General features: G+C 39.6%; 18 protein-coding genes. All 18 read right to left on the bottom strand.

Annotation, left to right across the window (positions count from 1 at the left end):
* Positions 1-125: 125 nt before the first annotated feature.
* Entirely contained in the window at positions 126-653 is a 528-nt protein-coding gene (locus ACOZIR_RS03715; protein ID WP_310878440.1) for a hypothetical protein, read from the bottom strand.
* A 15-nt stretch (positions 654-668) separates the two neighbouring features.
* Complete coding sequence (locus ACOZIR_RS03710; RefSeq protein ID WP_045290100.1) at positions 669-1,430, bottom strand: FliA/WhiG family RNA polymerase sigma factor; 762 nt, start codon at positions 1,428-1,430, stop codon at positions 669-671.
* Between the two features lie 56 nt (positions 1,431-1,486).
* Positions 1,487-1,981: a chemotaxis protein CheD gene (locus tag ACOZIR_RS03705; RefSeq protein WP_071271072.1), complete on the bottom strand. Its 495-nt coding sequence runs from the start codon at positions 1,979-1,981 to the stop codon at positions 1,487-1,489.
* 50 nt (positions 1,982-2,031) lie between these two features.
* On the bottom strand, positions 2,032-2,460 hold the full coding sequence (locus ACOZIR_RS03700) for a chemotaxis protein CheW (RefSeq protein WP_421535510.1): 429 nt from the start codon (positions 2,458-2,460) through the stop codon (positions 2,032-2,034).
* 30 nt (positions 2,461-2,490) lie between these two features.
* Positions 2,491-4,467, bottom strand: coding sequence for a chemotaxis protein CheA (locus ACOZIR_RS03695; RefSeq protein WP_045290104.1), 1,977 nt, complete (start codon positions 4,465-4,467; stop codon positions 2,491-2,493).
* A 14-nt stretch (positions 4,468-4,481) separates the two neighbouring features.
* On the bottom strand, positions 4,482-5,525 hold the full coding sequence (locus ACOZIR_RS03690) for a chemotaxis response regulator protein-glutamate methylesterase (protein ID WP_340141721.1): 1,044 nt from the start codon (positions 5,523-5,525) through the stop codon (positions 4,482-4,484).
* Positions 5,526-5,534: 9 nt separating this feature from the next.
* Positions 5,535-6,404, bottom strand: coding sequence for a MinD/ParA family protein (locus ACOZIR_RS03685; protein ID WP_045290108.1), 870 nt, complete (start codon positions 6,402-6,404; stop codon positions 5,535-5,537).
* Entirely contained in the window at positions 6,397-7,494 is a 1,098-nt protein-coding gene (gene flhF / locus ACOZIR_RS03680; RefSeq protein WP_045290110.1) for a flagellar biosynthesis protein FlhF, read from the bottom strand. The genes ACOZIR_RS03685 and flhF overlap by 8 nt, the downstream gene beginning before the upstream one ends.
* Positions 7,494-9,530: a flagellar biosynthesis protein FlhA gene (gene flhA, locus ACOZIR_RS03675; protein WP_045290112.1), complete on the bottom strand. Its 2,037-nt coding sequence runs from the start codon at positions 9,528-9,530 to the stop codon at positions 7,494-7,496. The genes flhF and flhA overlap by 1 nt, the downstream gene beginning before the upstream one ends.
* Before the next feature lie 30 nt (positions 9,531-9,560).
* Complete coding sequence (gene flhB / locus ACOZIR_RS03670; RefSeq protein WP_045290114.1) at positions 9,561-10,643, bottom strand: flagellar biosynthesis protein FlhB; 1,083 nt, start codon at positions 10,641-10,643, stop codon at positions 9,561-9,563.
* Positions 10,644-10,645: 2 nt separating this feature from the next.
* Entirely contained in the window at positions 10,646-11,422 is a 777-nt protein-coding gene (gene fliR, locus ACOZIR_RS03665) for a flagellar biosynthetic protein FliR (RefSeq protein ID WP_045290116.1), read from the bottom strand.
* Between the two features lie 2 nt (positions 11,423-11,424).
* Positions 11,425-11,694: a flagellar biosynthesis protein FliQ gene (gene fliQ, locus ACOZIR_RS03660; RefSeq protein ID WP_016765390.1), complete on the bottom strand. Its 270-nt coding sequence runs from the start codon at positions 11,692-11,694 to the stop codon at positions 11,425-11,427.
* 10 nt (positions 11,695-11,704) lie between these two features.
* On the bottom strand, positions 11,705-12,373 hold the full coding sequence (gene fliP, locus ACOZIR_RS03655) for a flagellar type III secretion system pore protein FliP (RefSeq protein WP_045290120.1): 669 nt from the start codon (positions 12,371-12,373) through the stop codon (positions 11,705-11,707).
* Entirely contained in the window at positions 12,366-13,007 is a 642-nt protein-coding gene (locus tag ACOZIR_RS03650; protein WP_310878434.1) for a flagellar biosynthetic protein FliO, read from the bottom strand. Before ACOZIR_RS03650 ends, fliP begins: the two co-directional genes overlap by 8 nt.
* 63 nt (positions 13,008-13,070) lie before the next feature.
* Entirely contained in the window at positions 13,071-13,433 is a 363-nt protein-coding gene (locus tag ACOZIR_RS03645; protein WP_045290124.1) for a response regulator, read from the bottom strand.
* A 21-nt stretch (positions 13,434-13,454) separates the two neighbouring features.
* Positions 13,455-14,585: a flagellar motor switch phosphatase FliY gene (gene fliY / locus ACOZIR_RS03640; RefSeq protein WP_272946308.1), complete on the bottom strand. Its 1,131-nt coding sequence runs from the start codon at positions 14,583-14,585 to the stop codon at positions 13,455-13,457.
* A complete protein-coding gene (gene fliM, locus ACOZIR_RS03635; RefSeq protein ID WP_014458444.1) occupies positions 14,575-15,576 on the bottom strand; it encodes a flagellar motor switch protein FliM in 1,002 nt (333 codons plus the stop codon). The genes fliY and fliM overlap by 11 nt, the downstream gene beginning before the upstream one ends.
* 21 nt (positions 15,577-15,597) lie before the next feature.
* Complete coding sequence (gene fliL / locus ACOZIR_RS03630; protein WP_033579784.1) at positions 15,598-16,029, bottom strand: flagellar basal body-associated protein FliL; 432 nt, start codon at positions 16,027-16,029, stop codon at positions 15,598-15,600.
* Between the last annotated feature and the right edge of the window lie 2 nt (positions 16,030-16,031).

Below are 16,031 nucleotides of genomic sequence, written 5' to 3'. Positions count from 1 at the left end.
CGCTTATATCATCTTCAGCCGAAACTACAAAAAGTAGCACCATCAACCGAATCAACAAGCGTGTGTAATAACACCAAAAACTAATATAGCACACTCCTTTTTCACAAGCAAGCGTTTCATTAAGTTTATTGATGAAATTTCAATAATAATTCAATTTCAGTTTTCCCTCTGTGTAAATGTTTTGCAATTTCTTCAATTGTTAAACCTTTTCCTTTTAAATAAACGGAAAATTCTTTTATCTCTTCACCTGACAAATCTTGAATTTGGTCTGTAGTTAATTCATCAAAAGATGCGCTTATATGTTTCTGATTTTCTTCTATAGAGAGAAGTTCATGCAGCGACTGAGAAGGCTCACTTTTTAGATCCACCCTTTGAAGAGGCACGTCTTCTTCATCTACCAAAGGTGATTTTGCGCTGCTTTCTTCCATATCGGAAGAAAGCGAAGTTGAACGCTCACGAAGCTGCCGTAAAAACTGCTCGTTTTGTTCCTGAAATTCAGCGAGATATGAACTCATTGCAGCTTCCATTTTATTTATATTTTGCTGGTGCAAGCGTTCAACCCTTTTCCCTTTGGTCACTTGCATATATAAAAGAATAATGCAAAACAGTGAGAGACCATGAATTAAAAAACTAACTGTGAGTAAAAACCCCATTCTTTTACCTCTTTGTTAAATTATTTTGCTTAAACTCGTACGCATTTTAAACAGCGCTTTCGAATGAATTTGAGAAATGCGTGAAGTGGATAGCCCTAACAGCTGCGCGATCTCTGTGAAAGTCAACTCTTCTTTATAGAATAACGAAACAACAAGCTGCTCTTTTTCATTTAACTGCTCAATAACTTCAGCGAGCTCTTGATATCGTTCGTCGTTAATTAGCTCCTCTTCAGGAGAGAGCGTTTTTTCATCTTTAATCGTGTATTTTTGCTCTCCGTCTTCATACTCTTTTGGCTGTTCTTCCATGGACAAAACGTTAGCTAAGAAGCCTTCATTCATTGTATGAACAACATCTGCTTCTGTCATGCCTACTTCTTTTGCAACCTCACTTGGTGCAACTCTGCGCAAATACCTTTGTTCAAGTGCTTCTGTTGCTTGCTCAATCTTTTTCGTCTTTTCCCTTGCGCTTCTTGATAACCAGTCTTCTTTACGAAGTCCGTCTATTATCGCGCCTCGAATTCGAAAAGACGCATATGTATCAAACTTTAAGTCTCTACCGTAATCAAACTTTTCCAAAGCATCGTAAAGGCCGATTAACCCTAAACTACGAAGCTCTTCTTTATGAATATTCTTCGGCAGCCCTACACTAATCCGCTGAACGTGATAGTTAACAAGCGGCATATACTTTTTAACAAGCATGTTTCCCGCATGTGAGTCTCTCGTCTCTACCCATTCCTGCCAAATTTTATGTTCTTCAACTTCTTGTATACTTTTCAAGGGTCTTTCAACTCCTTTTTATAGCGCTATTAAACGGTCAACGGTCAGAGCGCGCTTTATATCGTTTTTATCCCTTCATTAATCGTACGAACCTTTAAAATAGCCGTTTGAGGATCAAATTCAATTGTGCGTCCGTTGTGTCCTCCTATAGCTTTTGCTGCAATTTCTACACTGTTTCTATGCAGCTCTCTCTCCACTGCTTGAACATTTCGAAGGCCAATTCGCATCACATCATTTCTTGGTTCAAATTGAAACATCTGCGCGCCCCCTGCTATTTTTGCTTTTAATAATCTTCTATGTGCGCCTTGTCTAATCAACATATTTATCAAATCAAAAATGGCTGTATCTGCATATTTAGCTCGATTAAAAGGACATTTAGCCCCGCTTGAATCCGGAAGCATCACATGAGCGAGCCCAGCTACTGAGTGAACAGAGTCATAAACGACAACTCCTACACATGACCCTAACCCGGCTGTTCGAAGCACTGCGGGTGCATGTGTAACATTCATCTCGGCAATTCCTACCTTAATCACTTGTTTATCATCTCTCACGATTCTTCAACTCCTAGAACCTTCAGCGTGATATCCATTATTCATTTGGCTCACTGGAGGTGGTCTTCTAAAGAGAGCACTTTAGGTAAATTTAGAAGAACAATTAAACGGCTATCTACTTTAACGACTCCGTTCAAGTATTCTACAGCTGTTCCTTCAACTGTTTCAGGCACTGAAGCAATCGTTTTTTCATCAATATCCACCACATCATTTGCCGCATCGACAATCAAACCTGCTTCTACATCATTAAGACGAACCATAATAATACGTGTCAGCTCATGGTTAAGCTGTTCTTGTAAGTTAAAACGAGTGCGCAAATCAATAATCGGTGTAATAACACCACGAAGATTAATAACACCTTTTACATATTCTTTTACTCCAGGAACGCGTGTTATGTGCTGAATCTTTTCAATCGATTGCACTTCTTCTACTGAAATTCCGTACTCCTCGTCCCCTAATTGAAACACAATAATTTCCATGCCTTTCTCCCTTTCTTTTTACAGCATTTGTTATTTAATCAAAGCGTTGCAATCAATGATAAGTGCTACTTGTCCATCGCCTAAAATCGTGGCTCCTGAAATAGCAAATACACCCGGCAGATAATGACCTAAAGATTTTAAAACGATTTCCTGCTGACCGATAAAAGAATCAACAATTAGCCCGGCGGTCTTTTCTCCTTTTTTCACAATAACGACTGAATAATGATCGCCTTGTACCGAGTTAGGCACAGTAAATAGTTCTTTTAAATCAATAAGAGGAATAATGGCTCCTCGAAAGTCAATAACCTTTTGACCGTGTACATGCATGACCTCTTTCGGCTGAACAATAGCTGTTTCAATAATCGAAGAAAGCGGCAAGGCATAGCGCTCTTCACTCATTTGCACGAGTAAAGCAGAAATGATAGACAAAGTGAGCGGCAGCTGAATAGAAAAACGCGAACCGTATCCTTCATTAGAATCAATCGTTACAGAACCCCCTAGTGATTCAATCGTGTTTTTCACGACATCTAAACCTACTCCTCGTCCGGAAACATCTGAAATTTGCTCAGCCGTTGAAAAGCCCGAAGCGAAAATGAGCTCGTACACTTGTTTATCCGTCAGCGTTTCAGCTGTTTTTCCATCGATAATTCCTCGATCTAACGCTTTATGCAGTACCTTTTCACGATTGATGCCCGCCCCGTCATCTTCTAAATCAATAAAGACATGATTTCCGCTATGATAAGCTTTAAGGCGAATCGTTCCCTTTTCATTCTTTCCGTTCTTTAAGCGCACTTGAGGCATTTCAATTCCATGGTCAACGGCATTTCTTAATAAGTGAACAAGCGGATCTCCAATTTCATCAATTACGGTGCGGTCCAGCTCTGTGTCGGCCCCGACAATTTGAAGTTCAATTTGTTTCCCTAAATCTTTTGAAAGCTGTCTCACCATACGAGGAAACCGATTAAAAACGGTTTCTACAGGCACCATACGCATATTTAAAATAATCGTTTGCAAATCTCCAGAAATACGGGACATCCGCTCTACCGTTTCGTCTAACTCGCTGTTATTCAATTCTTTTGATATTTGTTCTAACCTGCCTCTATCAATAACTAGTTCTTCAAACAAGTTCATGAGACTGTCCAAACGGTCAATATTGACTCGAATCGTCTTGTTATTTGAGGCCTGTCTTTTCTCTTCAACAGGCGGTTTAGAAGGTGCGGAAACAGTAACTTCCTGTATGGCTGCTGCTTCTTGTGAAACCGGCTCCTCCGTTTCTATCTCCTTTTTTATGGGGACCGCAGCAATGTTCACGCTTTCTACTTCAGAGACTTCCATAATGCTCGCCTTCAGCTTTTCTTGCGATTCGGTTGTTACTAATATAACGATAAAAGATGATTCAAATTTTTCTTGTTCGATATCTTGAACGGTTGGCGCTGACTTAATGACGTCTCCTGCTTGCTCTAACACATCAAATACCATATACGCACGCGCAGCTTTTAACAGACAGGTGCGTTCGAGCTGTACGGTTATTTCAAACGTATTAAACCCTTGATCTGCTGTTTGACTGAGCAGCGTTTGTACGAATTCATCATACTCAATAGAAGAAGCCGCATGCTCTGCTGCGGGTTCCTCTGCTACAATACGCTGCAGCTTTTGAACAAGCAATTTGACATCAAGCTGACCATCGCCGCCTTCAGAAATAGATTGAACCATTATTTCTAGCGCATCGACTGATTGAAACAAAGTATCAAGAACTTCCGTGTGCGCGTCGATTTGATGATTTCGAACGGCATCTAACACGTTTTCCATTTTGTGAGTTAATTGTGCTAAATCATCAAAACCCATTGTTGCAGACATACCTTTTAACGTATGAGCAGACCGAAAAATTTCGTTTACATAGCCAAGATCATCAGTATTTTTTTCAAAACGCATTAGCTGGTCATTAACGTTTTGAAGATGTTCCTTGCTTTCTTCAATAAACACTTCTAGATATTGATTCATATCCATCGTAACTTTCCCTCCTATTTCTGTGCGTAGCGAGAAATAAAACTTCCAACGTTTCGCAGCGGTTCAATATAATCAACAAGCTTTGTAGAAACAGCTGATTTGGGCATCCCATAAATGACAGCTGTTTCTTCAGATTCAGCCAATATAAGCGCGTCTTTATTTTTCTTTAAATCAATAATGCCTTCCGTTCCATCTGCCCCCATTCCCGTCAACACAATAGCAAGTTTTTGATAACCTGAAATTTTACTAATCGACTGAAACAATCGATCCACTGAGGGGCGATGTCCTTTTACAGGTGAAGAAGTGTCTAAACAAATGCTGAGCTGTCCTTTTTTCTCTACAACCGTCATATGAAAACCTCCAGGCGCAATATAAGCACATCCTGAGCGAACGTTTTCATTGTCTTTTGCTTCTTTCACTTTAATATCAGCTAGCTGATTTAGTCTAACCGCTAATGATTTTGTAAAATTTGGAGGCATATGCTGCACAATAAAAATGGGTGCACTTATGTCTTTTGAAACAGTTGATAATACTTCTTGCAGCGCACGCGGCCCTCCAGTAGAAGTGCCAATACAAATCATTTTGTTCACTTTCGCTCCTGCCTGGAGGTTATATATACTGCTTTTTTGCACGTACTGATGACTGCTTGAAGATATGTTGGCTTTACTAGCAAGCAATAGTTTAGAGATAAGCTCATCTTTCACTTTATGTAAGTCAAGCGAAATAGCTCCCGAAGGTTTAGCAACAAAATCAACTGCGCCGTACTGCATAGCGGTCAGCGTATTTTCAGTACCTTCTATTGTTGTACTCGATAACATGACAACAGGAAGGGGCTTCACACGCATGAGCTGTTTTAACATATCTAAGCCATTCATTTTGGGCATTTCGATATCAAGTGTCACAACGTCTGGCGACAGCTCGAGCGCTTTTTTTAACCCTTCTTCACCGTTACGTGCGGTACCCACAACGTGAAAACGACTGTCACATGCTAAAAAATCGCCGATTAACTTTCGCATAAATGCAGAATCATCCACAATAAGCACCTTTATTTCATTCACTCTAATTTCCTACCTTTCAAGAAAAAATCGTTTGAGGCGCCGAATAAACATTCCCTCGGTTTTAGCCGTTGTCCTATTGTCTTGAGGAATAAGCATATTCACCATTTCTATTAGTGATATACTCGCTTTAGATGCTGGGTTTTGAAGCAAAAAAGGCATTTGGCGATTGACCGCTTTTTGGACGGCTTGATCGTTTGGTACAATACCTAATAGAGAAATAGATATGTTCAAAAACTGCTGAACAGCTCGGTTAAATCGTTCATACGTCTCATTTCCTTCTTTGTCAGAAAGCGTCTTGTTAATAATAAGACGAACCGGTGCTGATACAGAATAGGAAGCTGCTAGCTTAATAGCAGCGTAAGCATCTGTGATAGATGTAGGTTCGGGTGTTGTGACCACGATCATTTCATCTACAGCTTTTAAAAACTTAAGCACACTTTCTGACATGCCCGCTCCCATATCAAAAATCATATAATCGTATTGATTTGTTAAAGAACCCAATTCTTGTATTAAATGAGCAAGGTCTGATGGAGACCACTCAAATACAGAGGAAATCCCCGTTCCACCAGCCACATAAGCTAAATCTTTAGGACCTTTTTTAATAATTTGCTGGATGGAAAGCTTTTTTTCTAGCAAATCAACCATCGTATAGGAAGCAGTTTGTCCAATCAAAATATCAATATTTCCCATCCCTATATCCATGTCAAAAAGAAGAACTCTTTGCTTTTGCTTCGTTAGCGCAAGAGATAAGTTTAAGGATAGATTCGACTTTCCAACTCCTCCTTTTCCGCTTAACACGGCTATTGTTTTACAATTCCTTAAAGAGTTTTGATGCTTTTTTAACACTTTTTCTCTTAAAACTGCTGCTTGATCATTCATCTTTCCAATCTCCAAACACATCGTCAATAAACTCTTTTATTTTAAATGCCGAAACATCTTCTGGTACATCCTGCCCGTTTGTTGTAAAAGCAGCTCGCTGGCCGTAATGATATAACATATTTAAAAGTGAGCCTTTGCGGGTGGTTTCATCTTGCTTCGTAAAAATCAAGTGATCAACAGGCAGACTAGCAAAACGTTCATATACAGCTTTCATATCTGATACTTTTGACGTTAGGGCTAAAACAAGAAACGTTTGCAAATCTTCTTGAAACGTAATAATTTTCTTTAAATCATTTACATATTGCGGTTCTAAAAAGTTACGGCCTGCTGTGTCAATAAAAATCACATCGTATGCTTCTGTTTCCAGCAACGCTTTTTTAAAATCTGCTCCGTTATAACAAATCGTTAAAGGCGCATTCAAGATCGAAGCGTACGTCTTGAGCTGCTCAATCGCTGAAATTCTATAGGTGTCCGTTGTGATAAATGCTATTTTTTGATTTTGTTCCAAGACACACTTTGCGGCCAATTTAGCAAGAGTGGTTGTTTTACCGACACCTGTTGGCCCTACTACACTTACATATTTTTTGAAAGGACCGCTCCATTCACTTGCTTTAAACTGATTGATAAACCATCTCTTCGTCCACTCCATGAGTTGGTTTGAGTCAAGGCGATGTAAGTAGTAGTACTCTAGCATAGGAGCCTCCAAGTTTTCTAAAATAGCTTCGTCTATTTCTTGCAAACGCAAATAGGCAAGCACATCTTCCACTGCTTTTGGATATGAACCTGAAGAAACCTTTGGCATTTGACTCATTTGTGAGACAAGAGTATTTAACTCACTGAGCTGCTGCTTCATAAAAGATTGATTATCTTTCATACTGGGTTCTGGCGGTGCTAAGTTCTTCTTTACGCTCAGCTTTTCTACGGAATCGACAGCTGCCAATACTTCTATTTTTGCCTTAGTAAATAAGCCAAGAAACCCTCCTGTTCGAATTTGTTTTGAATGTAAAATAACCGCTTCCTCACCTAAATCTGAACGAATTGCTTTCATAGCTTGCGGCATAGATGCTACTACGTATTTTTTTACTTTCATCAGATATCCACCACTCCAACACTTTGAACTTCAACATTTGCTTCTAGCTCGTTATATGATAAAACCGCCATATGGGGAAAATACCGCTCAGTGATTTGGCGCACGTACATCCTCACCGCAGGAGAACATAACACAATGGGAGACTGTTCTTGAAAAGAAAGTGTTTCTATTTGCTTGGCTATACTTTCCACAATAGCTTGTGAAACGTTAGGGTCTAGTGATAAATAATTCCCATGCTCCGTTTGTTGAACAGCTTCAGCCATCGTTTTTTCAACTTTTCCTGAAAGGGTAAGAACTCGAAGCAGACCTTCTTGGACCGTGTATTGACTGGTAATTTGTCTTGCGAGTCCTTGCCGGACATATTCGGTTAACAAATCGGTGTCTGACGTCATTTTTCCATAGTCGGCCAGCACCTCAAAAATAATGGGTAAATTTCGAATTGAGACGCTTTCTTTTAAAAGTTTTGCCAGTACCCTTTGAATATCTCCAACAGAAAGCGGATTAGGCGTTACTTCCTCAATTAAAATAGGATACGTTTCTTTTGTGTGATCAATTAGCTGCTTTGTCTCCTGCCTTCCAATCAGCTCATGCGCATACGATTTTATAACTTCTGTTATGTGCGTAGACACAACCGACGGGGGGTCCACAACGGTATACCCGAACATCTCAGCCTGCTCCTTCACCGACTCGCTAATCCATTTCGCAGGCATTTTAAAAGCCGGTTCTAACGTATCAATTCCCTCAATCAACTCATCATCCATTCCCGGACTGATTGCTAAGTAGTGATCGAGCAGCAGCTCCCCTTTTGCCACTTCATTGCCCTTTATTTTAAGACAGTATTCGTTGGGCTGAAGCTGAATGTTATCTCTGATGCGAACAACCGGAATGACTAATCCTAGCTCAAGCGCCAGCTGGCGCCTAATCATGACAATTCGATCGAGCAAATCGCCTCCTTGATTCATATCAGCAAGCGGAATTAATGCATACCCAAATTCAAATTCAATCGGATCAACGCTTAATAGATTGACAACACTCTCTGGACTTTTCATTTCATTGTCTTCTAGCTCTTCTTCAGTAGGCGCCATTTCTTCACGAACCGCCTGATGTTTAGCCTGAGACAAATAATAGCCTCCCACCCCTAATAAAATAGCAATAGGCATTGTAATGACATCATTAATTGGCGTAATTAAACCAAGAGCCGCAATTGTTCCTCCAGTTACATAAAGCATAACGGGAAAAGCAAACAGCTGCCGTGTAATATCTTCGCTCAAATTGCCTGTTGAAGCAGCTCTCGTGACGATAATTCCCGTCGCTGTTGAAATCATGAGGGCTGGAATTTGACTCACTAATCCATCGCCTACTGTTAACAAAGTAAAGGTTTGGGATGCTTCAGTGATGGACATTCCCATTTGCAGCATGCCGATAATAATTCCAAACAAGATGTTAATAAGGGTAATGACAATCCCTGCAATGGCATCACCTTTGACGAATTTACTAGCTCCATCCATTGCTCCGTAAAAATCTGCTTCGCGCTGAATTTTTTCACGGCGGTCAATTGCTTGTTTTTCTGAAATCATACCTGCATTTAAATCCGCATCAATGCTCATTTGTTTACCCGGCATCGCATCCAAGGTAAAGCGTGCGGCTACTTCAGAAACACGCTCCGCTCCTTTTGTAATAACGAGAAACTGAATGATAATTAAAATAATGAAGACAACAAACCCCACTAGCGGATTGCCTCCAATAACGAAGTGGCCAAATGTTTCCACCACTCCGCCTGCTTCGCCTGTTCCTAAGATTGAACGTGTCGTCGATACGTTCAAACCTAATCGAAACAGCGTAAGAACCAGCAGCAAAGACGGAAACACCGATAGCTCTAAGGGTTCTTTCATATTCATGGAAACGAGCAGTACAAGCAGCGCAAGAGAAATGTTAATCATGATTAAAATACTTAATAACCATGAAGGCAACGGAATAACAAGCATAACGATAATGAGTACAACACCTATAACAACTGGCAGTTCTCTTGCAGACATTAATTTTTCTCTCCTTACAATAGCGTAACGTTACATTTTATTTTGAATGCGGTATACGTAAGCTAATATTTCAGCCACCGCTTTAAAAAACTCTTCTGGAACCGCATCCCCTACTTTGGTTTGATCAAAAAGCGCTCTTGCCAGCGGGCGGTTCTCTATCATGATAATTTCGTGACTTTTGGCAATTCCTTTAATCTTTTGAGCAATAAAATCTACGCCGCTGGCTACAACATAGGGAGCATCCATTTTTTCTTCATCATATTTTAAAGCAATGGCATAATGAGTAGGGTTTGTAATGACGACATCTGCTTTTGGAACTTCTTGCATCATGCGAGACATTGCCATTTCCCGCTGCTTTTGCTTTATTTTTGATTTGATTAGAGGATCTCCTTCAATGTTTTTATGTTCATCTTTGATATCTTGCTTTGACATTCGAATATTTTTCTCGAAATCAAACTTTTGGTACAAATAATCAAGCAGCGATAAAAATAAAAGCATAAGCGAGGCCGCAAGCCCCATTTGAAAAACAAGCTTAGACAGAACAACCAGCGAGTCCCCTATACTTTTTTGAGATAAATTTAATACATCTTCTATGTGAATCCATAAGATAAAAAACGTGACGGCTCCGATACACATAATTTTCAGCGTTGACTTGATTAGTTCTACCAGCGCTCTCACGGCAAAAATCCGTTTGGCTCCGCTAATAGGGTTAATCTTTTCTAACTTAGGCTGAAGGGACTCCGTGGAAAAAAGAATGCCAACCTGCATATAATTCGCTCCGAGCGCAGCAACAAAAGCTGCGAGCATGACAGGACCCGCTGCAAGAGCAATTGAAGGAAGAAGATGCTTAAACATCGCAAATACGCGCTCTGCCGTCACTTCCTCAAGCATATACGTTTGAAAAGCTTCTCTTAACAGCTTCATCATTTGCTGTAAAAATTGTTTGGCTCCAAACAAAAAATAAAGAAAAACCATTAAAAGAATGAGCGCAGTGGTAACGTCTTGACTTTTAGCTATCTGTCCTTTTTTTCGAGAGTCCTGCTTTTTTTTAGGTGTAGCTTTTTCCGTTTTTTCTCCTGCAAAAAATTGCAAATCAACTTTTACTAAAAACAAAGCTACCCCCCTCCTAATATGCGGATCATCGCGCGCATCGCTTCTATCATTTGTTCAAATATGATTTGCATCATATAAAACATGCTCCCCATCACTGCAATTAGTAAAATAAAGGCAACGATGATTTTCACGGGAAATCCCACTACGAAAATATTTAACTGCGGAACCGTTCTCGCAACGATGCCAAGCGCGATATCGACTAAAAATAATGAACCAACCAAAGGCAAAGACATTTGAACAGCTACTAAAAACATCGATGAAAAAACAGTTATGATGTGTGTAGCAAATGCTTGGCTTCCCACAGGGAAAGCTACTTTGTCTAACGGAATAATTAAATAACTATTATAAATGCCATCTATTAATAAATGATGTCCATTGGTCGATAATAAAAATAAAAGAGCAAATACATATAAATATTGACCTAGTATCGGACTTTGCGCCCCTGTCTGCGGGTCTATTACATTGGCAATGGCAAACCCAATTTGAAAATCGATGAGACCTCCGGCAATTTGAATAGCCATAATAAATACATACGCAGTCAAACCAATAAACAACCCAACAGCACATTCTTTTACTACTAAAAGTACAAACTGTGCATCTAACGAAACGACGGGTAAATCAATCGTTGTCGCAATAATGACGGATAGCGAGGCAGACAAACCTACCTTATGAACTGCGGGAATCGTTTTGTATGAAAATAGCGGAACCGTGATAAAAAAAGACGTTACCCGCACTAATACTAGTAAAAACGCGGGATAGGATAAGATCAACTGACTCATAGCTATCCTACGTACCGATACAGATTTGAAAAAATTTCATATGTAAATGAAATCATTTTCGATAACATCCACGGACCAAAAAATACAATCCCTACTAAGACCGCTACAATCTTAGGAACAAAAGCAAGAGTTTGCTCTTGAATTTGGGTAGTTGCTTGAAAAATACTAATAATGAGCCCAACTACAAGGGCCAGCAGTAATAAAGGACCAGATACAATTAAAATCGTATACACGCCTTTTTCTGCTAACGAAATGACAAATTCTCCATTCATTGTCTATCACCTATTGAAAACTTATTAATAATGATTTAACAACTAAATTCCAGCCGTCAACCAGTACAAATAGTAAAATTTTAAACGGGAGCGAAATCATAACAGGAGGAAGCATCATCATTCCCATAGACATCAGCACGCTTGCTATAATCATATCGATAATGAGAAAAGGAATAAAAATCATAAATCCAATTTGAAATGCCGTCTTTAGCTCACTGATCGCATAAGCTGGAACGAGCGCAGTTAAGGGAATATCTTGAACAGAGGATGGTTTATCTATATCCGCATATTCTAAAAAAAGAGCTAAATCTTTTTGTCTTGTATGAGCACTCATAAATTCTTTCATCGGTTCAGCTGCTTTTTTATAGGCTTGATTCAACGTGATTTTTTCTTTTAAAAGCGGCTGAAGCGCCTGTTCATTTACCTGAGAAAAAGTTGGCGCCATAATAAAAAATGTTAAAAACAGCGATAAACCAACTAATATTTGATTAGGAGGCATTTGCTGTGTCCCAAGCGACGTACGTACAAATGAAAGCACAATGACAATTCGTGTAAAGCAGGTCATCATGATTAAAATTCCAGGAGCTACCGAAAACACCGTCAGCAGCAGCAAAAGCTGGACAGAAGTTGAAATATTTGTAGGACTGCTTGAGTTAAAGAGATTCATCACTTCATTCATCGTTCTTTTTGTTCCTTTCTAACTCTTTCAGTACGTTTTGCCTTTTTATTTTCATTTCATTCATTTCTCGCTGAAAAAGCTGCTGAAAAGAATGACTAGATTTCTCTTCTTTTTTAGAAGTCAATTTTTCTAAAAAAGACGGTAGTACGACTTTATATTCGCCCTCGTTTTTCTGTTGTTCCTCATACTGCGTAAGCAGCTGCTGTTTCTCTTGCCCTGTAATTTCTGAAAGAAGCTGCACATTTTCACCGACTCCAATGATTAAAAGCTGATCTCCAACTTTGACTACTTGTACAGATTTGCTGCTTCCAACATTTGTACCGCCCAAGTTTTGTACTATTTTATTTTTTTGAAGCAGCCTTCCTTTTTTATTAACAAATTTTAAGAGCGCAAAAAGCAGCCCAATTACAAGTAAAAACGCGAATATCATCTTCACGATATCTCCAGCTGAAAGCGCGGGCGTCCCCTGGAGTTCAGTTTTTTCTTTTGAATCAGCACTCTCACTCTCTGCACACTTCTCCGTTTTTTCCAAACATTCTTTTACCGATGCAGATCCACTTTCTGCATAGACGATTTGATTTGATCCTGCTAATACGCTTATCAACAGCGCAGCAATTACGAACTTTCGCAGCAATGTCTGCCACCTCTTACTTCAACATAGTGTAAGATTAGCGGGAAAGTCCCGCCAATCTGTTGTTTATCCAATTGCTTTTGAAATTGCCTCTACTACACGATCTGCTTGAAACGGCTTAACGATAAAGTCTTTTGCCCCTGCTTGAATGGCATCAATCACCATTGCTTGCTGCCCCATGGCTGAACACATGATCACCTTAGCATCACTTTTTATGTTTTTAATTTCTTTTAAGGCCGTAATTCCGTCCATTTCAGGCATCGTAATATCCATTGTGACAAGATCTGGTGTATGCTCTTTAAATAACTCCACAGCCTGCTGGCCGTCTGCCGCTTCCGCTACTACTTCATATCCGTTTTTCGTTAAAATATCTTTGATCATCATGCGCATGAATGCAGCATCATCTACAATTAAAATTCGGTTTCCCATCTCTACTCCTCCTAAAAATCATTACTTTAGTTTGTTAATACGGTCTCTTTGACTAATAATATCAGTTACGCGAACGCCAAAATTCTCGTCAATGACGACCACTTCACCTTTTGCAATTAATTTGCTATTAATCAAGATATCTACCGGTTCGCCTGCTAGTTTATCAAGTTCAATGATTGAACCAGAAGATAATGCTAAAATCTCTTGAACCGTTCGCTTAGTCCTTCCAAGCTCCACGGTAACTTGAAGCGGGATATCAAGCAGCATGTCTAAATTTCGTGAATCCCCTTGAGGAGAAGACACGTGCTCGAACTCTGAAAACGATGCGGGCTGAACATCAACTGGTACATGAACAGGTTCTGCCTGCTGTGTTTCTTCATGCTGTATGTATTCAGCTGCTGGCTGTTCTGTTTGCTTTTCGTTAAGATCTGATTCTTTTTCAATAGAAGCTGCCGTACCTTCTGCGCTTGGAACTAAGAGCTCTTCAACCAAACTTTTGGCAAAAGATATCGATAAAAGCTGCATAATATTCGAATCGATTAATGTGCCTACCTTCAAATTAAAAGAGACTTTTACAAAGACGTCATCTTGTGGAATCAGCTCTGTACCTTCTCCTTTTTGAATATTTAAAATATCTAAGCTCGGCGGAGATATATCAATTTTCTTTTGAAATACCGTAGACATAGACGTCGCTGCAGAACCCATCATTTGATTCATCGCTTCCTGCACTGCACTCAGCTTAATTTCATCCATGATTTCCGTCGGATTCTCACCCGTTCCACCAAGCATCAAATCTGAAATAACAGCTGCATCTTCATGTTTAATAACTAACAAATTCGTACCAGAAAAGCCTTCTGTATACTGAACTTGCACAGCGACATGAGGATTTGGAAATTCATCCGTCAGCTCTTCTTTATATACGAGCGATACAAACGGTGTGGTAATATCGACTTTTTGATTCAATAAAGCCGATAGCGCTGTTGCTGAACTGCCAAACGAAATATTTCCAATTTCGCCAAGCGCGTCTTTTTCCATTTCCGTAAAGTAATCGTCTACTTGACTTGACTTATTCGGCTCTGAAAACTCGTCAAGTGACGAAGTTCCTTTTAACAACGCATCAATTTCATCTTGCGAAAGCATGTCATCGTTCATTCCTTTCGTTCCTCCTCTTAACATCATCTAGAATTTGCACAGCTACTTTTCGACTGACTTTTCCAGGCTGTGCAATAAATTTAGGTTGTTCTCCGACGTAAATAGTTAACGGATTATGAACGCTTGTTTGCAGTCGAATAACATCTCCTGCATCTAATGCTAGGAAATCTTCAATTGAAATATCCGCTTTTCCTAGCTCGGCTACAACCTGCAATTCCGCATCATTAATTTGTTCCTTTAGCTGCTCAACCTCTTCTACATTAGGTTCTTTTTTCGAAGATTGCATCCAGTAATGAACGGACAGTTTGGACACGATAGGCTCAAGCGTCACGTGCGGAATACATAGATTGATCATGCCCGTTTCATCTCCAATTTGTACGTTTAATGAAATGACGATGACAATTTCATTTGGTGAAATCACCTGCAAAAACTGAGGGTTGACTTCAAACTCTGATGTTTCAGGTTCAATTTCCGCAATAGAACTCCAAGCTTCTCTCATACTATCTAACGTTTTCTCTAACAAGTTTCGAACCAAGCTCGTTTCAATTTCCGTTAAGTTACTAATTTTCCCACCGCTCTCACCTTGTCCCCCGAGCAAGCGGTCAAGCATCGCATAGGCAATGTTCGGGTTGACTTCCATAATGATATGCCCTTCTAAAGGAGGGACAGCTATCACATTTAAGATGGTTACTTTCGGAACAGAGCGAATGAACTCCTCATACGGAATTTGATCCACTGATACAACGGACACTTGTACAACGTTACGAAGCTGCGCCGAAAAGACGTTGATTAGCATGCGCGCATAATTTTCATGAATTCGCGTCAAACTGCGAATCTGATCTTTTGAAAAACGCAGCGCGCGTTTAAAATCATATGTACGAATGCGCTGTTTTTTATTTTCCTTTTTTAGCTCATCCGCATCCATCTCTCCGGTTGATAACGCGGATAATAGGGCATCAATTTCATTTTGTGATAATACATCCCCAGCCACTAGCTTCCCTCCCTTTTTTCTTTACTGCAACACTTTAGACGTTGTATAAATTTTAACAACATGTCCGTTTTCCATTAATTGATCAATTTGCTTTGCAATATCTGTTTCTAACGTGCTGAGTCCTTGCGTTCCTTCAAAATCTTGAGCACTCATATCTGAGAGCCTTTTGATAATAATGTCTCTTACTTGAAAGTCTCTTTTTTGAAGCTCTGCTGCCGCTTTTTTACTATCCATTTGAATTTTAAAGGAGATGCTGATGTAGTTATTGCTTTTTAAATTGGTTTTAATATCCGTTACATCTACAGAAGCTTTAATCACATCGTCGATAGATGGACCTTTTTCAGTACCTGCCTGCTCCGTATACTTTAACGTCACAATAACTGCAATGCTTCCTATTAAAGTAAGAGAAAGCAGGATAATAATCATCTTACTAATTAGCTTATTTTTGAACACAC

This window comes from Priestia sp. D3YE.R1 (assembly GCF_049199565.1).
Taxonomy (GTDB): Bacteria; Bacillota; Bacilli; order Bacillales; family Bacillaceae_H; genus Priestia; species Priestia aryabhattai.
The sequence above is the reverse complement of the archived record's forward strand: the minus strand, read 5'-3'. Positions and strand labels throughout refer to the sequence as shown.

Coding starts and splice junctions, on each gene's coding strand:
- flhF (WP_045290110.1), bottom strand. CDS start 7,494: ATGAAAGTAAAAAAATACGTAGTAGCATCTATGCCGCAAGCTATGAAA.
- ACOZIR_RS03685 (WP_045290108.1), bottom strand. CDS start 6,404: ATGAATGATCAAGCAGCAGTTTTAAGAGAAAAAGTGTTAAAAAAGCAT.
- flhA (WP_045290112.1), bottom strand. CDS start 9,530: ATGTCTGCAAGAGAACTGCCAGTTGTTATAGGTGTTGTACTCATTATC.
- ACOZIR_RS03715 (WP_310878440.1), bottom strand. CDS start 653: ATGGGGTTTTTACTCACAGTTAGTTTTTTAATTCATGGTCTCTCACTG.
- fliQ (WP_016765390.1), bottom strand. CDS start 11,694: ATGAATGGAGAATTTGTCATTTCGTTAGCAGAAAAAGGCGTGTATACG.
- ACOZIR_RS03700 (WP_421535510.1), bottom strand. CDS start 2,460: ATGGAAATTATTGTGTTTCAATTAGGGGACGAGGAGTACGGAATTTCA.
- fliR (WP_045290116.1), bottom strand. CDS start 11,422: ATGAGTCAGTTGATCTTATCCTATCCCGCGTTTTTACTAGTATTAGTG.
- ACOZIR_RS03695 (WP_045290104.1), bottom strand. CDS start 4,467: ATGGATATGAATCAATATCTAGAAGTGTTTATTGAAGAAAGCAAGGAA.
- fliP (WP_045290120.1), bottom strand. CDS start 12,373: ATGAATGAAGTGATGAATCTCTTTAACTCAAGCAGTCCTACAAATATT.
- fliY (WP_272946308.1), bottom strand. CDS start 14,585: ATGAACGATGACATGCTTTCGCAAGATGAAATTGATGCGTTGTTAAAA.
- ACOZIR_RS03645 (WP_045290124.1), bottom strand. CDS start 13,433: ATGGGAAACCGAATTTTAATTGTAGATGATGCTGCATTCATGCGCATG.